Raw genomic sequence first — 20,416 nt, 5'->3', positions numbered from 1 at the left:
ATACGTTCCCAGGCCTTGTACACACCGCCCGTCACATCATGGGAGTTGGGTTCACCCGAAGGCAGTGCGCTAACCGGCAACGGAGGCAGCTGACCACGGTGGGCTTAGCGACTGGGATGAAGTCGTAACAAGGTAGCCGTAGGGGAACCTGCGGCTGGATCACCTCCTTTCTAAGGATACGGCCGAAAGCGCCGGGGCTAGCCCTCGGAAGAGCTTCGTCCATTCCAAAGAACACTGCCGTCGTCCTCATGTCCTTTCATCACTGGAAAATCACCGCGGGTTCGCCCGTGTGTGACGCCTGAGCTGGCTCACGCCCTCGCGGCCTGACCTATTAACGTAGGTTGTGCCGGCGCGGCGCTGTGTGGGCCTGTAGCTCAGTTGGTTAGAGCGCACCCCTGATAAGGGTGAGGTCGGAGGTTCGAATCCTCCCAGGCCCACCATGCATTGGGGCGTTAGCTCAGTTGGGAGAGCGCTAGCTTTGCAAGCTTGAGGTCATCGGTTCGATCCCGATACGCTCCACCACCATCGGCATTTCCAGGATGAAACGAAAGCGGATCCGACTTCGGTCGGCCAGGCGATTTCGATCGCCGTCTTTGACATTGTGAATGGGTTTTTAATCGATGCCGTGGCGCATGGCGCCGCAGGTCTACGGACGTGCGGAGCAATGCGACACTTACAGATGTATATCTGGCTGAGATTATCCTCCGCGCCATCGAAAGGCGTCAGGCATTATGCAGGCCTGTCGTTGATGGTGTGGATTCTCAAGCGTGAGGTAAGAGCATTTGGTGGATGCCTTGGCACATACAGGCGATGAAGGACGTGGCACGCTGCGATAAGCGTCGGGGAGTTGTGAGCAAACTTTGATCCGGCGATTTCCGAATGGGGAAACCCACCCTCACCATTTCCTATCGATCGAGCTCAGTCTTCGGATTGGACCTCGGGCGGTAAGAGGTGGATAGGGTATCACCGAACTGAATAAAATAGGTTTGGTGAAGCGAACCCGGGGAACTGAAACATCTCAGTACCCGGAGGAAAAGACATCAACAGAGATTCCCGTAGTAGTGGCGAGCGAACCGGGACCAGGCCAGTGCCTTCAATTCAACTAGCGGAACACTTTGGAAAGAGTGGCCATAGCGGGTGACAGCCCCGTACGCGAAAGTGATGTTGAAGGACTCGAGTAGGGCGGGACACGTGAAATCCTGTCTGAACATGGGGGGACCACCCTCCAAGCCTAAATACTCGTATGTGACCGATAGTGAACAAGTACCGTGAGGGAAAGGTGAAAAGCACCCCGATTAGGGGAGTGAAACAGTACCTGAAACCGAATGCTTACAAGCAGTGGGAGCTTCTTTAGGGAGTGACCGCGTACCTCTTGCATAATGGGTCAGTGACTTAGTGTACCATGCAAGCTTAAGCCGATAGGTGTAGGCGTAGCGAAAGCGAGTCTGAATAGGGCGACTGAGTATGGTGCATTAGACCCGAAACCCGGCGATCTAGGCATGGCCAGGCTGAAGGTGCGGTAACACGCACTGGAGGGCCGAACCGGTGAATGTTGAAAAATTCTCGGATGAGCTGTGTTTAGGGGTGAAAGGCCAATCAAGCCGGGAAATAGCTGGTTCTCCGCGAAATCTATTGAGGTAGAGCGTCGGACGTATGCCGATGGGGGTAGAGCACTGGATGGGCTAGGGCTGCGCGAGCGGTACCAAACCTAACCAAACTCCGAATACCATCGAGTCTTATCCGGCAGACAGACGGCGGGTGCTAAGGTCCGTCGTCAAAAGGGAAACAGCCCTAACCTACAGCTAAGGTCCCCAAGTCATCACTAAGTGGGAAAGCATGTGGGAATCCCAAAACAACCAGGAGGTTGGCTTAGAAGCAGCCATCCTTTAAAGAAAGCGTAACAGCTCACTGGTCTAAATAAGGGTTCCTGCGGCGAAGATGTATCGGGGCTAAAGTGATGCACCGAAGCTTAGGGTTCAGTACTTGTACTGAGCGGTAGCGGAGCGTTCCGTAAGCGAGTGAAGCCGAAGGGTAACCGACGGTGGACGTATCGGAAGTGCGAATGCTGACATGAGTAGCGACAAAGAGGGTGAGATGCCCTCTCGCCGAAAGACCAAGGGTTCCTGCGCAACGCTAATCGGCGCAGGGTGAGCCGGCCCCTAAGACGAGCCCGAAGGGGGTAGTCGATGGGAACCACGTTAATATTCGTGGGCCTGGAGATGTGTGACGGATCGCGGAAGTTGTTCGACCTTATTGGATTGGTCGGGCAGCCAGGTGGTTCCAGGAAATAGCCTCTCCGTATAGACCGTACCCGAAACCGACACAGGTGGTCAGGTAGAGTATACCAAGGCGCTTGAGAGAAGTATCCTGAAGGAACTCGGCAAATTGCCTCCGTACCTTCGGAAGAAGGAGGCCCCATCTTAACGCAAGTTTTGGTGGGGGGCACAGGCCAGGGGGTAGCGACTGTTTAGCAAAAACACAGCACTCTGCTAAGTCGGCTTCAAGACGACGTATAGGGTGTGACGCCTGCCCGGTGCTCGAAGGTTAAGAGGAGGAGTGCAAGCTCCGAATTGAAGCCCGAGTAAACGGCGGCCGTAACTATAACGGTCCTAAGGTAGCGAAATTCCTTGTCGGGTAAGTTCCGACCTGCACGAATGGCGTAACGACTTCCCCACTGTCTCCAGGATATGCTCAGCGAAATTGAATTCTCCGTGAAGATGCGGAGTACCCGCGGTTAGACGGAAAGACCCCGTGCACCTTTACTGCAGCTTCAGAGTGGCATTAGGAAAGAGTTGTGTAGCATAGGTGGGAGGCTTTGAAGCCAGGGCGCCAGCCCTGGTGGAGCCATAGGTGAAATACCACCCTGCTGTTTTCTGATGTCTAACCACGCACCGTTAGCCGGTGTTGGGACCCTCTGTGGCGGGTAGTTTGACTGGGGCGGTCGCCTCCTAAAGAGTAACGGAGGCGCGCGATGGTAGGCTCAGGACGGTTGGAAACCGTCTGCAAGAGTGCAATGGCATAAGCCTGCCTGACTGCGAGATTGACGAATCGAGCAGAGACGAAAGTCGGTCATAGTGATCCGGTGGTCCCTCGTGGAAGGGCCATCGCTCAACGGATAAAAGGTACGCCGGGGATAACAGGCTGATGATTCCCAAGAGCTCATATCGACGGAATCGTTTGGCACCTCGATGTCGGCTCATCACATCCTGGGGCTGGAGCAGGTCCCAAGGGTTTGGCTGTTCGCCAATTAAAGTGGTACGTGAGCTGGGTTCAGAACGTCGCGAGACAGTTTGGTCCCTATCTGCCGTGGGCGTCGATTGTTGAGAGGAGTTGCCCCTAGTACGAGAGGACCGGGGTGAACATACCTCTGGTGTACCTGTCATTCCGCCAGGAGTGCAGCAGGGTAGCTATGTATGGACGGGATAACCGCTGAAAGCATCTAAGCGGGAAGCCTCCCTCAAGATAAGCAATCATCGAACCGTCGTAGACCACGACGTTGATAGGCCGGGTGTGGAAGTGCAGTAATGTATGGAGCTAACCGGTCCTAATAGTTCTGATCATGCTTGAGAATTCCACCATCAACGACAGGCCTGTAAGGGTGCCCACAAAAGGTAGTACTTTTGCGGGATCCCAAAGGCTTGTCTGGAGGAAAGATCAGCCAGACGCTCATCAAGAAACAACACGCATCGATTAAAAACCCGCGCTCCGCCGGCTCTATTGCTTGGTGGCCATAGCGTCTGTGACCCACCCGATCCCATCTCGAACTCGGCCGTGAAACCGGACAGCGCCGATGGTACTAACGCTCAAGCGTTGGAAGAGTAGGTCGTCGCCAGGCATTAAAGCCGGCGGGGCGCGGGTAGGGTCCTATCAAGGTATTACTTTGATGGGTGCCCGAATGCCCATTTACGATTTCAAAAGCCGCTGCCGGTGCGAACCGCGCGGCGGCTTTTTCGTCTCCGGCGGCAGCGCTGGTGGCGGATCGCCGTACGGCTCCCCAGGAGTCGCAACGCCGAACGGTTGCCCGAGCGTATGCGAGGACAGCCAAGCCGACGCATGTCGGCGCCGGCGCTTGAGGCGAAACAAGTAGGTGCCGCGGGGTGGAGCAGTCCGGTAGCTCGTCAGGCTCATAACCTGAAGGTCGTTGGTTCAAATCCAACCCCCGCAACCACCGGTCCAAGCGAAAACAATAACTTAGCGCCGCTTGGCGCGATTGCCTCGTCGGATTGCCCCGGCCTCGCGGCTTGGGGCATTTTGTTGTTTTTGCTTATAAAACTGGCTCACGCGGATCTATCGAAATCCGACCATCCTTCAGGTTGATGACCTGAGGAAAGTTGGTGGAGAAATCCTCGCGGTGGATTGGGGGTGGTCGGGATCGCTGCCCGCCACTGGGTGTTCCTCCAGTTCGCCGAAGCGCCGGGCAAAGGCCACATGATCGGCGCGTGTGATGTCTTGATCGCGCAGGAAGAGCATGCGGTGGTGCAAAAGCAGCGCCCTCATTTCCGCAAACAGCGTCTCGTCGCGAGCCGCGTCGGCCAAGCTCACCCCCGACAGCTCGGCCCCGATCGCGGGACTGAGCTGTCGTATTTGAATCGCGCTCATTTTTCTCAGAATCGGAAGGTTGCACTAGCTCCATACGTGCGTGGTTCGCTCGCCTGGATGCGGTTGGCGGTACTGCCGGGGAAGACGGTATTGTTTAGGCCGAGTGCTCCTGCCAGCGGCTGGTAGACCGACAATGGGCGATAGTGGACGTTGGCAAGGTTCCGCCCGAACACCGCTATCGTCCAGCGATCGTCCGGTCCGTTGAGCGCAAATCGCGCGCCCAAGAGGACATAGCCGTCTGCGAGCGATTGGGGGTTCGCATCGTTCTGGGTGCCCACGTACTGGTCTGACACGAACGAAATGTTGCCGTTGAGGGCCCAGTTCATGCCACTCGCCCCGTTGTCGCCCGATACGTCGACACCCACGTTGCCGACGAACTCGGGTGAGAACGAATTCGGCTTGCCAGTAAGATCCTGCGTGCCGGTCAGGCCCGGCAGGTTCGAAGCTGTGGGGTATGAGGTGAATTCGGAATCGAGATAAGCGAGCGAACCGGTCACCTTGAAGTTGCGCGACGGTGCGACGATCATGTCGTATTCGAAGCCTTGCTGTCGCAGATTGCCCGCATTGCGGACAATGAAGCTGACCCCGTCGAACGCGCGGTCCTGGAACCCGGCGATATCCATCCGGTAGAACGTGAGGTTTGCGGTGAGCGCTTTGTCGAGCCAGCTCGACTTGATGCCGAGCTCGTAATTCTTGACGGTTTCGCGATCGAACACGCGGCGTTGCGGCAAGAAGACGCCATTCACGGTCGTCAGGTTGGTTGCGCCGCCGCCGGAATTATAGCCAGCCGATTTGTATCCGGTGGAGTGATTGGCAAAGAGCAGGATGTCCTCGGTCGGCTCAACGTTGAGCGAGACGCGGTAGGTGAAGCGGCCTTCGTCGATTTCCGGGAAGGTCAGCGACTCCGGCGCGCGCAACGTGAGCGTAAACGGACTTGAGAGCTGCGCATACGTTCCGCGCTTGCGATCCTGCGTGTAGCGTCCTCCCAGGGTCAGCGTGGCCTTCTCGCCGAAATGCAGATTGCCCTGCGCGTACCCTGCCAGGCTGCGAACGTTCTGGAACACATTCTGCACGGTCGCGCCGCGGCCGTTGGCCGTGGCATAATAAGCCGTGCACGCGGTGCGCCCCGCGCCCGCGGGGACCAGGACATTGCAGAAGCTGGTGCCCAGGCTCAGCTGCTCGCCGATCCGGAAATCTTCTTCGAAATAATACAGGCCGGCAACCATGTCGAACATGCCATTCAGCCAACCGCGCTCGGGGGAGATGAACTGCATTTCGTGGTTGTGGCTGTCGGTCTTGAACACGCTCTCGCGGTCCGACAACGAGACCGGAAAATAGATGATGTCGCCGTCGAGTTGTTCGTTGTCCCACACTCGGTAACTGTTGATCAGCTTCAGTGTGCTGTCGCCGACATCGAGCGATGCGGTGCTCGAAACCCCCCAGTTCTTGTCACGCAGTCCGGTGGCCATGAACTGGTTCATCAGCCGGTCGTTCAGGTTCGTGTCCGGACCGCCGTTGAAGGCTGCCTGGACAAACGCCAGCCGGGCCGGGCTGATCGAATTCGCATCGAAGTCGAAATTGGCAACCCCGTCACCTTTCATTTCGGTGTAGTCGCCCCGAACGATCCATTCGAGGTTGCCCAGGTCCGCCCTGACCGAACCGCGGAAGCCGAAGTCGTCGGATCCGCCGTAACGATTGCCGTCGAGGCGGTTCTTCCACGCTCCCTTGTACCATTGGCCGAAGCCCGCCACGCGCGCGGCGACATTCGCGCCGAGCGGTACGTTGACGTGTCCGGACACCTTGTACCGGTCGAACGAGCCGACCTCGCCCGACACCTCGCCGGAAAACTCGTTGCGCGGCAGTGCCGTTCGGAGAGACAGAGCGCCCACGCTGGCGTTACGGCCGAACAGGGTGCCTTGCGGGCCGCGCAGGACCTCTACCCCGTCGATATCCAGGAAAGAACCAAGCACCGAACCCGAACGAGGTACGTAAACGCCGTCGACGAACACTGCGACGCTGGGCTCGATCAGGGTGTTGGCGAGTGCCCCCACGCCGCGGATACCGATGCGGGTCGAACCGACGTTTGAAGACCTTACCGTCTGGAAATTGGTTGCCACCCTGCCAAGATCGAGAACCGTTTCGACGTTGGCGTTTTCCAGCGTCTGCTCTGAGAAAGCGGCAATGGAAATCGGCACGTCCTGCACGCTTTCCGAGCGCTTTTGCGCAGTGACGATGATTTCGGCTCCGGACCCGGTTTCCGACATGCTTGCATCTGGCGCTGCTGCGTCCTGAGCGATGGCAGGAAACGCCCAACCAGTTGAAACGACGATCGCAATTAGGCTCGAACCGAGCCGCACTTTAGCATGAAGCATATTCGTGATCCCTCCCAGACCCCGCTCGCGAATTACACCTCACAACGGACGACGTTTTCACTTTTGGCGACAGGAAGTTTGCATTTCGCGTCAAAGCAATCCGATCGCCATCGCTCCCAGCACCAGCAACGCAAGCAATGCCGCTTCGCCGATCATCAGTAGCGTGGGCCTCCAGCCGAGTTGAACCATTGTGCCGATACGCGTCTTCATACCGACGCTGGCGATGGCGGCGACAAGGCAGGCCCGTGACGCGTCGTTGCCGATCTCGACGAGTGCAACCGGCAGCACGAACGCGCTATTGAGCAAAACGAACGCCAGGAAAGCGATCACGAAGCCGGGGAGGAGTGGTGGCCGGTTGGCCACCTGCGGCTCTTGCCTGCGGGTGACGAGCCCCGCTACCATCACCACCGGCAGCAACATCGCAACGCGCATGAGTTTGACGATGGTAGCCGTGTCGCCCGCTTCGCGAGAAATCGCATATCCTGCGCCGACCACCTGTGCCACGTCATGGATGGTAGCGCCTATGAAGACACCCGCAGCGCGGTCGTTCAGGTCGAGGAAGTGCGTGATCGAGGGATAGACGATCATCGCGGCGGTCGACAGCACCGACACTCCGATCACGGTAAAAAGCGTCGCCTGCTCCCGCTTTTCATGCGCCGGCAGCGCCGCCGAAAGCGCCATCGCCGCGGAGGCCCCGCAAATTGCGGTGGCGCCGCCCGACAAGAAGCCGAACAGGGGATTGAATCCCATCAAGCGTGCCATTGTTGTCGAAATGCCGATCGTGATTGCGATCAAGGCGGCGATCGTCGCGACCGGCGTCCAGCCGAGGGCCGCAATCTGGCTCCATCCGATTTTCAGCCCGAGGAGCGCAACACCCAATCGTAGAACGTGCCTGGCGGTAAAATCGAGACCCGCGGCGAGACGCGGATCGTCGGTGAGAAAATAGAACGCCATGCCGAGAAGCAGGGCGTACAGCATAATCGGAGCGGTGTAGTGCTCGGACAAGAATGCGGCAGCTGCCCCGATGACCAGTGCGCACGCCAGGCCCGGCGCGACCGTCCGCGCGTGAACCACAACCGAGTTCACTGTCAGCGCTCGCCGGTTTTTAAGGTCGCGAGATCGCGGGGATACGAGCTACGCATGGCCGCGAAGCAAACGGCGGCCGCTACACAAACCACCGGGACCACTTGAAAAGCCCCATCCAGACCGATCGCATCGGCTATGCGACCTGTAACGATCGGTCCTGGCGCAAGTCCAAACACGTTGTTGGCGAGCGTCAGCGTGGCGAAAGCGGAGCCATGGATCGCCTGCGGTGTAAGGCCAGCAACCATCGCACCCGCCGATCCTGATGTCCCCGCAACGGTAAACATGGCTACCGCGAGAAAAGCTAGCTGAGCCGGGCCCGGCGGCAGCGCAAAGGCGAGCGACATCGTGATCGCTGTCAGGAAGGAGTACGTCGCAGCCAGAGCCGGTGCGCGATCCGAGCGGTCGCGCACAAGCCGGTCGCTGATCATGCCGCAGCTGATCATTCCAGCGCCGCACATTAGCAGCATAAGGGCCGCCAGACGGCCAGCCTGGTCGACCGGCAGTTCGTAATATCGGTTGAAGAAGCTCGGCAGCCACGCGGGCATCGTGCCCACCGCGAAAAACTGCAGGCCGCTTCCGAGATAAGTCAGGCGCACACTACGGTTGGCGATCAGTGACCGCAGGGGCGGGAGCTTGGCTCCTTGTGCTGCCCTCCCTTGAGGCCCTGCCAATGCGGCTACGCGCGTTTCTCTCACAAGCATCGGGAATGCCAGCCCCAGGATAAGCCCGGCAAATCCGATGGCGAAGAACGCTTCCCGCCACCCGTAAACGGCGGCGATCTGTGCCCCGACAGCCACGCCGAGAATCTGCCCAAGGACAGCTCCCGCCATGAAGGCTGCCGAAAGAGTTGCGCGCATTCGCAGGGGAAAGACGCTGAGGACCAGCGCGATGCCTACGCTACCGTAAGCGGCCTCGCCGATCCCGACGAGCGCTCGACCGACCAGCATCTCGCCGAACCCCGACGCCAACGCGCAGAACACGGTGGCGAGGCTCCAGAGGATCGCCATGATCGTGAGGCTGCGAACGCGCCCCCAGCGATCGGCCAGCAAGGAAAGCGGAAACGTGAGCAACCCCACCATCACCGCGACGACCCCCGAGAGCAGGCCGAGCTCGCTGTCGCTCAGTTGCCACTCGGCCTTGAGCAAGGGAAAAACTGCGTTGAGAACCTGCCGCGCCATGTAGTCGGAGATGAGCAGCCCGAAGCACAGCGCAAAGACGAGCCAGCCGTATGCGACCGGGCGGGATATGCCTCCCTCCCGGTCGCATTCCTCCCCCAAGGAAACGGCAGTCGCCATGACTACGCAGCGGCGCGGATGGTTGCGAGTGCGGACGGTCGGTTGGGAAGCCAGCCATTCTGCTCGAGCGTTTCTTCGATGCTCGAATAGAACGTTCCGATCTTGTAGATCCGTCGCGCCTGCTCGGCTGTGGCGATCGGACGCCAAAGCTCCTCGCTGATCCGCACCATCTTCTCGATCTGCTGGACCGAGGTCGCCCGCTCGCCTTTCCGGCCCCAGAGATTGTCCTCCTGTCCGACGCGCACGTGGCAACCCATCGCGATCCCCATTGTGCACAGCGGATAGACGTTGCGCATCAGTCCTTCGACCGTGAAGACCGCATTCTGTGGCAATCGGTTGATGAATTCCATCAGGTTGCGCGGGTTAGGGCCGTCATGCCCGCCGCCGATCGCTACCCAATTGAGGACCAGCGGCCCCATGTAATGCCCGTTGCGCACCAGCCGCTCGACTGTCTCCAGGTCGCGCGCGCAGCCGACCATGAAGTGCGTCTGGATGCCCGAGGCGGTGAGACGCTTCATATGCTCTTTCATGAACCGCGGGCCGGCTTCGTAGTACATCTCGGTGTAGGCCTCGCGGTATGCCGGTTCGCTCATGCTCGTACCGGCCACATCGCATTCGAGCATAGTCTCCATGACGTTCATCTGGTTTGTATTGACCGCGAGCGTGACTTGGTCGGGGGCGGGATCGAGGTTGGCAAGCATGTGGCGGGTGTCGTCGCTGAGCCACAGCGCCGCCTCGCCCTCGTCCTTCGGTGCGAAGCTGATTGAGCCGCCGACCTGCAAGATCATACCTGGGACTGCGGAGCGAAGCCGGTCGAGCATCTCGTTAAACCGGTCGAGGTTCTTCGAACCGGACCCGTCCGGCTCGCGCACGTGGACATGGAGAACGGTGGCACCCGCGTTGTAGCAGTCGACCGCTTTCTGCACCTGCTCGGCGTAGCTCAGCGGGATGTCGTCCGAATCGCGGGGAAAGAAGCTCGGCGCATACGGCGCGACCTGAATCACCAGCGGGTCCTGGTTTTCGGGCAGAAGGCTGTCGTCGAAGAACTGCATCGTTCGTCTCCTCAAATCAGAAAGGTTTGTCGCCGACGATCCCGGCGCGCTCCATGCGGCGCACGGTCGGCGGATAATCCATTACGGCGTAGTGCTGGGTGCAGCGGTTGTCCCAGATCGCCACCGAATTGGGCTGCCAGCGCCAGCGGACTTGGTATTCGGGGATCGCCGCGCGACTGATCAGGTACTGCAGCAGGTTTGCACCACCGGGTGCGTAATCCTGTCCGTAGCGGACATTTTCGGCGGTGTGATAATTCGTGAAATGCGTGGTGAAGCCGTTGACGAACAGCACCTTCTCGCCTGTCTCGGGATGCGTGCGGACAACTGGATGCTCGGCGTCGGGATACTCGGCCTTGAGCGCATGACGCTCATTCTCGCTCATGCGCGCGCCAAATGTCGCCTCGATCGAGTGGCGCGCCTTGAGCGGGGCAATCGTCGCCTTGATGGGATCGGGCAGGTCGTCATAGGCCTTCGCCATGTTCGCCCACATCGTATCGCCGCCCACTGGGGGACATGCGACGCAGCGCAAGACCGCACCCATCGGTGGGGCCTCGCGCCACGTCGCGTCGCAATGCCAAGAGTTTTCGTAGTAGTCCGGAGCGGACATTTCGTCCTTGTAGATCCGGACGAGGCCCGGGTGATCGGGATTGCTTCCCACCACCGGATGGTCCTCAAGCGATCCGAAGCGCTCGGCAAACGCGACATGGTCGGCGCACGTGATGTCCTGGTCTCGCAGGAACAACACCTTGTGCGCCAAGAGGGCAGAACGGATATCGTGGAACAGCGCATCGTCGCGCGCTGCACGCGCCAGACTCACGCCGAGAATCTCGGCGCCGATATGGCAGGTGAGCGGCGCGACCTTCACAGCACGAACACCGAAGAACCGATCGTGCGGCCCGCCTCGAGATCGCGATGCGCCTGCACGCAATCAGCGAGTTCATAGCGCTGGCCGATCTCGACCTTGATTTTGCCCGCCGCCAGATTGTCGAACCAGAATTTCGAAAGCTCGGCTCGCTCGACAGGATCGGCGTAAAAGTCGGCAAAGGCCGGACGGATGAAGTAGACCGATCCTTGCAGCATGGTCTGGAAGGCGTCGACCGGCGGAATCGGACCGGAGGCCGTTCCGCACCCGACCAGAACGCCGCGTCGACGGAGCGACTTGAGCGACCCCGCGAAGGTGTCCTTGCCGACGCTATCGAACACGGTCTGCACGCCTTTGCCGTCGGTGAGAACCTTTACTCTCTCGGCGACGTCCTCATCGCGGTAGAATATGATCTCGTCGCAGCCCATCGCGCGGGCCTTCTGCGCCTTTGCTTCGTTCGAGACGGTACCGATCACCCGGAGACCCATCAGCTTGGCGACCTGGATTGCCAGTAACCCGACACCTCCTGCCGCGGCATGCAGCAGGATCGTGTCGCCTGCCTTGAGGCGCGGATCGACCCGCTTCAGCCAGTAGGTTGCCGAAAGCCCGCGCATCGTCGAGGCGGCGGCATCCTCCAGGGACACCGAGTCTGGCAGCTTGAAAAGCACAGCCGCCGGCATAACCCGCTCGGTCGAATAGGCCCCAAGCGGACTGCCGTTATAGCTGACGCGGTCACCAACCGCGAATTGGGTGACGCCCTCGCCGACGGCCTCGATAGTACCAGCACCCTCCACGCCAATTCCCGCCGGGAGCGGCGCAGGGTAGTAGCCAGAACGGAAATATGTGTCGGCGAAATTGCAGCCGATAGCTGTGTGGCGGACGCGGACTTCGCCGGCGCCCGGCTCACCGACCACGACATTCTCGATCCGGAGGACCTCCGGTCCGCCTGCCTGGTAAAATCGAACCGCCTTTGTCACGTCAACATTTCCTCTCCAACTCGATACTTAGTCAGCTGGAGGCTTGATCTTTTCACATTTGATGACACGTTTTGTGCAGTTCGCGCCAATTGGTGGAGGCTCGGTGCCAATGTTCGAGACCGTCCGGGTCGCCACGCTGACCGGCTATTCCGAAACGATGGCGAGCTTTGGCAAGGAGCCGTCGCCGCTCCTGCGCGAACAGGGTTTGACGCCCGATCTCCTACGAAACAGCGAAGGATTTATCCCGGCTCGTGCGGTGATCCGCTTACTTGAACGCAGCGCGGAGGCGACTGGATGTATAACTTTCGGTCTGCGAATGGCAGAGGGGCGGACCCTGGCCAATCTAGGCGCGGCAAGCTTGTTGATCGCCCATCAACCCACCCTGCGCCAAGCACTCTCTACGATGTCCGAATTTCGTGCGCGGATCAATTCGACCTTGATTCTTCACATGGAAACCTTCGGCGATACGGTTATCCTGAGGGAAGACTTCGCCTTGCGTCGACCCGAGCCATCACGGCAGGCCTCCGACCTGGCCGTGGGCGTTCTTGGGCACCTGTGCCGGTCCGTAATGGGCCCTGCGTGGCGACCTGAAAGCGTCTGCTTCGCTCATGCGGCGCTGCCATTGACCGAGAGCGGCATCATCGGGCGAGTGTTCGGCTGTCCGGCGAGTTACGATGCGGAGTTCAACGGTCTGGTTCTGCGGTCCAGCGACCTCGAAATCGTGAACCATAGGGCGGACGAGGAACTCGCGGGTCAGGCCCGGCGACTGCTCGGCGCGCCGAGCGGCACGGAGATGCCGACGACTTCGCAAGATGTCGACCAGCTGGTCCGGCTGCTATTGCCGACCGGGCGGGCCAATATCGCAACCTGTGCGGCCTCTCTTGGCGTCACGACGCGCACCCTCCAGCGCGAGCTCGACCGCGAGGGGACATCGTTCACCAAGTTGTTGAACGACGCTCGCGCTCAACTCGCCATTCAGTACCTCGCCAATCCGAGGATGCGTATTACCGATATTGCAGACATACTGGGGTACACCACGGTCGGTGCGTACACCCGATGGCACTTACAAAACTTCGGCCGTTCGCCACGTGAACATCGACGGATTGTGGCAACCACGAAATTTTGAGAACTCTCACCCGATCGACATTGCCCACGCTATCTAACTGTCGGCGAATGTCAGTTTTCAGGTGCATCCGAGCTCTTGCTGAATGTCTGGTTTGAGGGCGGAAAGCGGACAGAAGGAAGTTGCCTGTTGGGCAGGGTGGCACTTAACGTCTCGTACGTCCGCATCCGCGCGCCGCGCTCGCCCCCCACGCCACGCCTGTGCCTTATTCGCCTCGATTTATGCAAGCCGGCGGGCTCGGCGATCTGCTGGGGCTGGGGGGTATGTGCGGCAAACGCATAACATTTGTAACATGGCCCCAGATCGGCCCGAAAAACGGCGGAATTTCGCCATTTCGGCGGTTACGATTCCGCCATTATCTAAATATTTGGTTCAATATATGTAATCTGGCTCTATCAATGTTAGGAAAATGTCACGTCCTAAGTATCTGAAAAGTCAGGGATGTTAGGAATGTACGTCTTTGCCGCGCATACCCTAGACCGCTGGAAGGCTGACGGGTTTCAGCCGTTTTCGCACGAAATTTGGCCGGTCGCGAGGATGTCGCGCCGGCTTGTCAGGTAGATGCGGAATTGTGCGGGAAGCTAGGCAGCGATGCGAAGTGTATGTTCTGCAAATCGTGCCCCGCAACCACCGTCAGTTCTGAAAGTCCTTTTTATTGGCCCCGCTGTTTTCGGCGGGGTTTTTTGCGTCCGGCGCGAAGAGCAATCCACTGGCTGTTCGGTTGTCTGCCGACACCTTGAGGCGAATCTCGTGCACGTCTGGGTAGTTGTGATTGCATGGGCCTCGCCGTCGAGTAGGCTGGCTCCCAATGGCTTTTCTCGCCGCATCGCAGACGTCTCACTGGCGACCCTATTGCGGCGAAGCGCCCGAGCCTGCCCATTGGTTATTCCACTGGAACTGGGATCCTGTCCTGCTGACAGGGCTGGCCGGGCTGCTCTTGCTAAGCGTGTTCGTTCGGGCAGGTTCCGTGCGTGCCAGGCTTGGCGGTATCGCAGTCGTTTTTGCACTGTTCGTCACTCCCTTGTGCTCGTTGGGCTCCGCGCTGTTCATCGCGCGGTCGGTCCATCACCTGGTTTTGGCGATCGGGCTGGCTCCCTTACTGGTTCACGCCTTCGGTCAGCGCGCATTTCCGAAGATTCCGCTCGCCGCCGCGACGTTCGTCCAGGCTGCCATCTTCTGGGCTTGGCACTTGCCCGGTTTCTACGAAAACGCGATGTCGAGCGATCTCGCTTTCTGGGTGATGCAGGTCTCGATAACCGGCAGCGCCGCGGTCTGGTGGGCAGCGTTGCGGCGTGCCCCCGCGCTCGAAACCGGAGCGGCCCTGCTGGCGCAGATGGTCCAGATGGGCGTGCTCGGCGCGCTGCTCGTCTTCGCAGGCAGAGCCTTGTATGCGCCGCACTGGCTAACGACGACGGCATGGGGGCTGACACCTCTTGAAGACCAGCAAGTCGCTGGTCTGGTTATGTGGGTGGCAGGCGGCGGTGCCTATCTATTGATTGCGATGATGATGCTTTGGCGCGCCTTGACCCCGGACAGCCAGACGCGTGCCGCATGAAGCATTCGCTCGAGAATTGGGCTGAGCGTTATCGTTCGCGCGGCCGGTACACGCCCGTTGGCGTGGCGTTTCACTGGATCATGGCCGCAGTGGTTATCTTCCAGCTCGGAACAGGCTGGTGGATCCAGCGCTATCTGGTCGGCGGAGAGAAGCTGGCTGCCTACGCCCTTCACTCGCAGGTGGGACTGACCCTGCTCGTGCTGGGCCTCCTGCGCCTGCTTTGGCGCCTCATCGTGCCGGGGCCGATCAATGACGCGGACAAACCCGGCTTCTCGTCCAAGATCGCGCACCTGACGCACGGTGTCTTCTATGCGCTGTTCACTATCCTGCCCCTGTCGGGCTGGGCGATGTGGTCGGCGATCCAGCCCGCGCAGCCGCTATATCTCGCAGGCCTCGTGCCGATCCCGCCAATGCCGTTCCACGACTTATCGCGTGCGTGGCAGTTTCGCGTGCTCGACTGGGCGATGGACGTGCACCTGGCGGGCGTGGTCCTGCTGGCCTTGCTCGTCCCCGCGCACGCGCTGGCGGCGATCAAGCACCACCTTGTCGACCGGGACGACGTGTTCGAGGGCATGCTGCCCGAGCTGACCGACCATCGCCACCATCCGCAAGGCCCGCAGCATACGCCGCCACCGCTTGCCGATCGCGCGAATGGAGCGCGCGGCTGATGGCGGTCATCGCGCCTTTCGCATCGCCATATCGTTCGCCGCTCGCCCAAGCATCGAGCTGCTGGGCGAGATACGCGGCGGGTTGCCCGGCGAGCGGAGGATTGCCTGCGTCACCGCGTCCGTTCGCGCCATGGCAACTGGCGCATGAGGCAATGCCGCGCGAAGGGACGCCGTCGTGATAGATCGCCGCGCCCGCGCAGCTTATTTCGACGGAGGAAGCAATTTCCCATCCGAATCCGGCATAGTAGGCGGTGACCTTTTCGCGCGCTTCGCTGTCGAGACGTCCAGCGATCCATTGCATCTGCGGGTGTCGCCGCGCGCCGGATGCGAAATTCTCGAGCTGGCGCAGCGCATAGCCTTGGTCGAGCCCGGCGATGCGCGGGGCGCGGTCGCCGTCGCCTTGTCCCGCCGTACCGTGACACGTGGAGCATGCCCCCGTCGGTCCAGCCTCCCCGCCGCTGAATGCGATCGTTTCCCCGGTCGCGGCGAAGGGATCGGCGGTGGTCGCCGGCGAAGAGCAGCCGCCCACTGCGAGAGCGGCCAAGACGAGCGGGAAGATCGGAAGAGAATTCATCGGTCCTCGTTTCAATCCCGCGATCGTGCGCCCGGTTCCATGCTGGGCCGCATCGTGGTCGTCGCCGCGCTGGCAGTGTCTGCCGCGGCGTGCAAGCTGCCTCCCTCGGCTCGGCACGATCTCGACCCTGATGCGGTGGAACGGGGGAGGGCAGTCGTCGCCGAGGCGGGCTGCGCCGCATGCCACGCATTTCCCGACATCGAGTGGCCCAAGGGCCGCGCAGGCCCCGACCTGACCACGTTCGACGGCCGCGGACCGATCGCCGGCGCCCTGCCCAACACCCCGGCCTACCTTGCGGCTTTCGTCCGCGACGCGCCCGCCGCCAAGCCGGGGAGCCCAATGCCCCCGATGCCGATCACCCCGTCCGAGGCGCGCGACGTTGCCGCCTATCTCTATGGTATCGCCGATGACTGACGCTTCGACCGCCTTCAACGCCTGGTGGGGCTGGCCGCCGCCGGTGCTCGACCCGGCCGGTCCCTATGCCGAGAACATCACCACGCTCGCGTGGGCGCTGTTCGCGATGGGCGTGGGTGTGACTGCGATAGTCGCCGCGGCGCTGTTCGTGGCTCTCGCAGGGCCGGTGAAGTGGAAAGCCAGGCTGGGCGGCGAGAAGCTGATCTGGATCATGGGAGTCGCCTTTCCGGCAGTGGTGCTGACCGGGCTGCTGGTATGGGGTCTTACGCTTACGGCTTCGCTCACCGATCCGATCCGGGGAGACGAGCAGCGCATTCGCGTGACCGGGCACATGTGGTGGTGGGACGTCGAATATCTCGATGCGCAAGGCCGCGTCGTTCTGCGCGACGCCAACGAACTGCACCTGCCGGTCGGGCGCCCGGTCGTGATCGAACTGCGCAGCGCGGACGTGATTCACAGCTTCTGGGTGCCGAACCTGTCGGGCAAGGAAGACATGATACCCGGCCGCACCAACCTGCTGAAGGTCCAAGCGGACCGCGCCGGACGCTACGGGGGGGTCTGCGCCGAGTACTGCGGCGGCCCCCACGCTCTGATGGGCTTCGTCGTCGCCGCGCACGGCGTATCGGACTACCGCCGGTTCCTTGCGGGGGAGCGCGTCGCTTCCGGAATTGCAGCACAGCAGGATGTTCCCGGTCGCATACCGTCGGCTGCCCGGACCACTCCGCCGGGTTCGCCAATGTCCGGGGCGAAGGGAGAGGCGCTGTTCATGACGAACGGCTGCGCCGCCTGCCACCGCGTCGCAGGCACCGCTGCCAACGGCCTCTCCGGCCCGGACCTCACACATCTGTCGCGTCGGCTCACGCTGGGTGCCGGGGTGCTGCCGAACAATCGCGGCACGCTCGTCGGCTGGATCACCGACAGCCAGTCGATAAAGCCGGGCAACCGCATGCCGAACTACGACATGCTCTCCGCCGAGGACGTTGCCGCGATCGCCGCGTGGCTGGATACGCCGCGATGAGCGAGACCGGGTTCGATCACGCCCTCTACGACCGCTTCCCCACCAAGGGTCCCCGGCCCGAGGGGGAACTCGAGGAGCTGGAGCGCATCTGGTGCGCGCCGAAGGGGTGGCAGTACCTGACCGCAGTCAACAACAATTACATCGGCATCTACTACATCGGAACCGCGTTCCTGTTCTTCGTCCTCGCAGGCATTCTTTCGCTCGGGATGCGGGTTCAGCTCGCGGCGCCGCTGCAGGAGTTCCTGCCGCAAGGCACCTACAACCAGTTCTTCACCATGCACGGCACGGTGATGATGTTCCTGTTCGCGGTGCCGATGGTCGAGGCGATCGGCGTGCTGCTGCTGCCGCAGATGCTGGCGGCGCGCGACTTGCCGTTCCCGCGCCTGTCTGCCTATGCGTTCTGGGCCTATTTCGTGGGCGGGCTGCTGTTCTTCTGCTCGCTCTTTGTGGGCCTTGCGCCCGACGGCGGGTGGTTCATGTACCCTCCGCTGACGAGCATCGCCTACAGCCCCGGCATCAACACCGATTTCTGGCTGCTCGGCATCGGCTTCATCGAGATTTCCGCCATCGCCGGGGCGATCGAGATCATCGTCGGCGTGCTGCGCACCCGCGCGCCGGGCATGACCTTGAGCCGGATGCCGGTGTTCGCCTGGGCCATGCTGGTGTTCGCGGTGATGATCGTGGTCGCGTTTCCGAGTGTCATCCTCGGCACCCTGCTGCTCGAACTGGAGCGCGCGTTCAACTGGCCGTTCTTCGATCCCACCCGCGGCGGCGACCCGCTGCTGTGGCAGCACCTGTTCTGGTTCTTCGGCCATCCGGAAGTCTACATCATCTTCCTGCCTGCGGCCGGTTTGATGAGCATGATGGTGGCGACCATCGCGCGGACCGAACTGGTCGGGTACCGCCTCAACGTGCTGGCGATCATCGCGACGGGCTTCATCAGCTTCGGCGTGTGGGCGCACCATATGTTCGCGACCGGGATGCCGCGCGTGTCGACCGGATACTTCAGCGCGGCGAGCATGGCGGTGAGCCTGCCCGCCGGCATCCAGGTGTTCTGCTGGATCGCCACGCTCGCGAGCGGGAAGGTCCGCTGGTCGGTTCCCGCGCTGTTCGTGGTCGGCGGGCTGCTGGTCTTCGTCATGGGCGGCCTCACCGGGGTGATGCTCGGCATGGTGCCGTTCGATTGGCAGGCGCACGACACCTATTTCATCGTCGCGCATCTTCACTACGTGCTGATCGGCGGGATGGTGCTGCCGATGTTCGGCGCTTTCTATTACTGGTTCGGCATGTCGAGCGCGAAGCCACTGAGCGAGCGCGTGGGCCGCTGGGTGTTCTGGCTGATGTTCGCCGGCATCCATGTCACATTCCTGCCGATGCACCTCACGGGCCTGATGGGCATGCCGCGGCGGGTTTACACGTATCTGCCGGATCGCGGGCTGGACCTCCTCAACCTGGTCTCGACCTTTGGCGCCTTCATCATCGCAGCGGGGGTCGCGCTGTTCGTCGTCGATCTCGTGCGCAAGTTCCGCTTCTCCGCCGAGGACAGCGCGGGCAACGTCTACGGCGGCGGCACCCTCGAATGGTTGCCGACCGGCCTGTACTCGACGCGCTCGATACCCTTGGTGCGCAGCCGCGAGCCACTGTGGGACCAGCCGGAACTCGCAAAGGATGTCGAGGAGGGGCGGTACTTCCTGCCCGGCAGCGCGACGGGCCTGCGCGAGACGTTGATCACCAGTCCCGTCAACGCCGAGCCGCAGTACCTCCAGATCATGCCCGGCCCGTCGCCGTGGCCGCTCGCCGCTGCCGTGGGGACTGCGCTCCATTTCCTGTCGCTGACGGTGCAGGCCTATGGCTTCGCGCTGTTTTCCGGCCTGGTTGCAATCGCCTGTGTGCTGCGCTGGCTGTGGGAAACCGACAGGCCCCTCAAGCACACCCAAGCCGATGTCGGCGCAGGCATCGTCCTCCCGATCGCGATCACCGGTCCTTCGAGCCACGGCTGGTGGGCGCTCAACACGCTGATAGTGGTGATGGGCATGATCGCCTTCATGGCGGTGTTCAGCTATCTCTACCTCTACGGCATCCACCCAGAAGTCTGGATCGCGTCGCCGCCGCTGTGGCAAACTGCGATGGTGGCCGGGCTCGCGCTGCTTGCCTCAATTCTCGCGGTTCGCTCGCGCCGAGTTCTCGCCCGGTCGGACAGAGATGTATTCCCCGGGCAAGGGCCGTGGCTACTGGCCGCATTAGGCAGCGCCGCGCTCGCGATCGGCGCATGGCTCGACTGGACGGGTTGGCGCGATGCAGGCCTCGATCCTGCCGCGACGGGCCAGGGTGCGACGGTGTTCGCGCTCGTTGCGTTTCAGTGTGTCTGCGCCGCAATCGCCGTTATCATGGGCCTCTACCTCGGCTACCGGAGCGGTCGCGGCCTCGTGTCCGGCCCCGCTAACGTCACGCTCGACGTGGTCACGCGCTTCATCGGCTATGTCGCCCTGCAAGGTCTGGCGATCTCGCTCGTCGTGCGGCTGTTTCCGGGCGGATCGTGATGTCAGGGCCGTTCAGCGAGTCGACCGACTGGCAGGGTACGGCATGGGCCTTCGCGGTCTGGGCCGCGCATTTTTCGGCGCTCTGGGCGGCGAGCAGCGTGTTTCCCGGCGGGGCCGCCGCGCGCTGGATCGCACTCGCTGCGACGATCGGAGCCTGCGCTTCGCTGGCGTGGTTGTGGCGCAAGCGTCGGACCGGCAGCCAGGGCTCGATCCTTGCGCTGTCGATCGCCCTGTCGGCATTCGCGATCCTGTTCGGAGCGACGCCAGCGTTGATCGGCTGA

At 61.6% G+C, this 20,416-nt stretch carries 14 protein-coding genes, 3 tRNA genes, 3 rRNA genes and 1 pseudogene (1 of these 21 cut by a window edge); 13 read left to right on the top strand and 8 right to left on the bottom strand.

Annotated elements, in window-relative coordinates:
* The 6 genes from ACWPMX_RS09310 to ACWPMX_RS09285 form a co-directional block, all read left to right on the top strand.
* Positions 1-170: ribosomal RNA gene (locus ACWPMX_RS09310) — 16S ribosomal RNA — on the top strand; it begins 1,319 nt to the left of the window's first position.
* A 193-nt stretch (positions 171-363) separates the two neighbouring features.
* A tRNA-Ile gene (locus ACWPMX_RS09305) sits at positions 364-440 on the top strand.
* Positions 441-446: 6 nt separating this feature from the next.
* Positions 447-522 (top strand) — tRNA-Ala (locus tag ACWPMX_RS09300).
* Between the two features lie 240 nt (positions 523-762).
* Positions 763-3,568 (top strand): 23S ribosomal RNA (locus ACWPMX_RS09295).
* Positions 3,569-3,720: 152 nt separating this feature from the next.
* Positions 3,721-3,835: ribosomal RNA gene (gene rrf / locus ACWPMX_RS09290) — 5S ribosomal RNA — on the top strand.
* The 16S, 23S and 5S rRNA genes sit together here with 3 tRNA genes alongside, the layout of an rRNA operon.
* Positions 3,836-4,091: 256 nt before the next feature.
* Positions 4,092-4,168: transfer RNA gene (locus tag ACWPMX_RS09285), tRNA-Met, on the top strand.
* Positions 4,169-4,308: 140 nt separating this feature from the next.
* Here ACWPMX_RS09285 and ACWPMX_RS09280 read toward each other — a convergent pair.
* From ACWPMX_RS09280 to ACWPMX_RS09250, 7 genes are all read right to left on the bottom strand, one after another.
* Positions 4,309-4,599 carry a TauD/TfdA dioxygenase family protein gene (locus ACWPMX_RS09280; protein WP_455699744.1) on the bottom strand — a complete coding sequence of 97 codons (291 nt, stop codon included), beginning with the start codon at positions 4,597-4,599 and terminating at the stop codon, positions 4,309-4,311.
* A gap of 5 nt (positions 4,600-4,604) precedes the next feature.
* The gene (locus ACWPMX_RS09275; RefSeq protein WP_455699743.1) at positions 4,605-6,863 is read right to left on the bottom strand and encodes a TonB-dependent receptor; all 2,259 of its coding nucleotides are present in this window, start codon (positions 6,861-6,863) and stop codon (positions 4,605-4,607) included.
* 198 nt (positions 6,864-7,061) lie between these two features.
* Positions 7,062-8,057, bottom strand: a complete 996-nt coding sequence (locus ACWPMX_RS09270; protein WP_455699742.1) for a YeiH family protein — start codon at positions 8,055-8,057, stop codon at positions 7,062-7,064.
* Positions 8,058-8,059: 2 nt separating this feature from the next.
* A complete protein-coding gene (locus ACWPMX_RS09265; protein WP_455700758.1) occupies positions 8,060-9,352 on the bottom strand; it encodes an MFS transporter in 1,293 nt (430 codons plus the stop codon).
* A 2-nt stretch (positions 9,353-9,354) separates the two neighbouring features.
* Positions 9,355-10,404, bottom strand: coding sequence for a 3-keto-5-aminohexanoate cleavage protein (locus ACWPMX_RS09260; protein ID WP_455699741.1), 1,050 nt, complete (start codon positions 10,402-10,404; stop codon positions 9,355-9,357).
* Between the two features lie 16 nt (positions 10,405-10,420).
* Positions 10,421-11,269, bottom strand: coding sequence for a TauD/TfdA dioxygenase family protein (locus ACWPMX_RS09255; protein ID WP_455699740.1), 849 nt, complete (start codon positions 11,267-11,269; stop codon positions 10,421-10,423).
* The gene (locus ACWPMX_RS09250) at positions 11,266-12,243 is read right to left on the bottom strand and encodes a quinone oxidoreductase family protein (RefSeq protein ID WP_455699739.1); all 978 of its coding nucleotides are present in this window, start codon (positions 12,241-12,243) and stop codon (positions 11,266-11,268) included. Before ACWPMX_RS09250 ends, ACWPMX_RS09255 begins: the two co-directional genes overlap by 4 nt.
* A gap of 109 nt (positions 12,244-12,352) precedes the next feature.
* Here ACWPMX_RS09250 and ACWPMX_RS09245 point away from each other — a divergent pair, with 109 nt between their 5' ends.
* The 3 genes from ACWPMX_RS09245 (at position 12,353) to ACWPMX_RS09235 (ending at position 15,589) form a co-directional block, all read left to right on the top strand.
* Positions 12,353-13,369, top strand: a complete 1,017-nt coding sequence (locus ACWPMX_RS09245; protein WP_455699738.1) for an AraC family transcriptional regulator ligand-binding domain-containing protein — start codon at positions 12,353-12,355, stop codon at positions 13,367-13,369.
* 805 nt (positions 13,370-14,174) lie between these two features.
* Positions 14,175-14,921: a cytochrome c oxidase assembly protein gene (locus tag ACWPMX_RS09240; protein ID WP_455699737.1), complete on the top strand. Its 747-nt coding sequence runs from the start codon at positions 14,175-14,177 to the stop codon at positions 14,919-14,921.
* Positions 14,918-15,589, top strand: a complete 672-nt coding sequence (locus ACWPMX_RS09235; RefSeq protein ID WP_455699736.1) for a cytochrome b — start codon at positions 14,918-14,920, stop codon at positions 15,587-15,589. Before ACWPMX_RS09240 ends, ACWPMX_RS09235 begins: the two co-directional genes overlap by 4 nt.
* A gap of 13 nt (positions 15,590-15,602) precedes the next feature.
* Here ACWPMX_RS09235 and ACWPMX_RS09230 read toward each other — a convergent pair.
* Positions 15,603-16,163 (bottom strand): annotated as a pseudogene (locus ACWPMX_RS09230) (c-type cytochrome); the annotation flags it as partial.
* 39 nt (positions 16,164-16,202) lie between these two features.
* Here ACWPMX_RS09230 and ACWPMX_RS09225 point away from each other — a divergent pair.
* From ACWPMX_RS09225 to ACWPMX_RS09210, 4 genes are read left to right on the top strand one after another with little or no spacing between them, the layout of a single operon-like run.
* Positions 16,203-16,577: a c-type cytochrome gene (locus ACWPMX_RS09225; protein WP_455699735.1), complete on the top strand. Its 375-nt coding sequence runs from the start codon at positions 16,203-16,205 to the stop codon at positions 16,575-16,577.
* The gene (locus tag ACWPMX_RS09220) at positions 16,570-17,595 is read left to right on the top strand and encodes a cytochrome c oxidase subunit II (protein WP_455699734.1); all 1,026 of its coding nucleotides are present in this window, start codon (positions 16,570-16,572) and stop codon (positions 17,593-17,595) included. Before ACWPMX_RS09225 ends, ACWPMX_RS09220 begins: the two co-directional genes overlap by 8 nt.
* The gene (locus tag ACWPMX_RS09215) at positions 17,592-20,135 is read left to right on the top strand and encodes a cbb3-type cytochrome c oxidase subunit I (protein WP_455699733.1); all 2,544 of its coding nucleotides are present in this window, start codon (positions 17,592-17,594) and stop codon (positions 20,133-20,135) included. Before ACWPMX_RS09220 ends, ACWPMX_RS09215 begins: the two co-directional genes overlap by 4 nt.
* Positions 20,135-20,416 carry a hypothetical protein gene (locus ACWPMX_RS09210; protein WP_455699732.1) on the top strand — a complete coding sequence of 94 codons (282 nt, stop codon included), beginning with the start codon at positions 20,135-20,137 and terminating at the stop codon, positions 20,414-20,416. The genes ACWPMX_RS09215 and ACWPMX_RS09210 overlap by 1 nt, the downstream gene beginning before the upstream one ends.

This window comes from Tsuneonella sp. HG094, assembly GCF_053819285.1.
The sequence above is the reverse complement of the archived record's forward strand: the minus strand, read 5'-3'. Positions and strand labels throughout refer to the sequence as shown.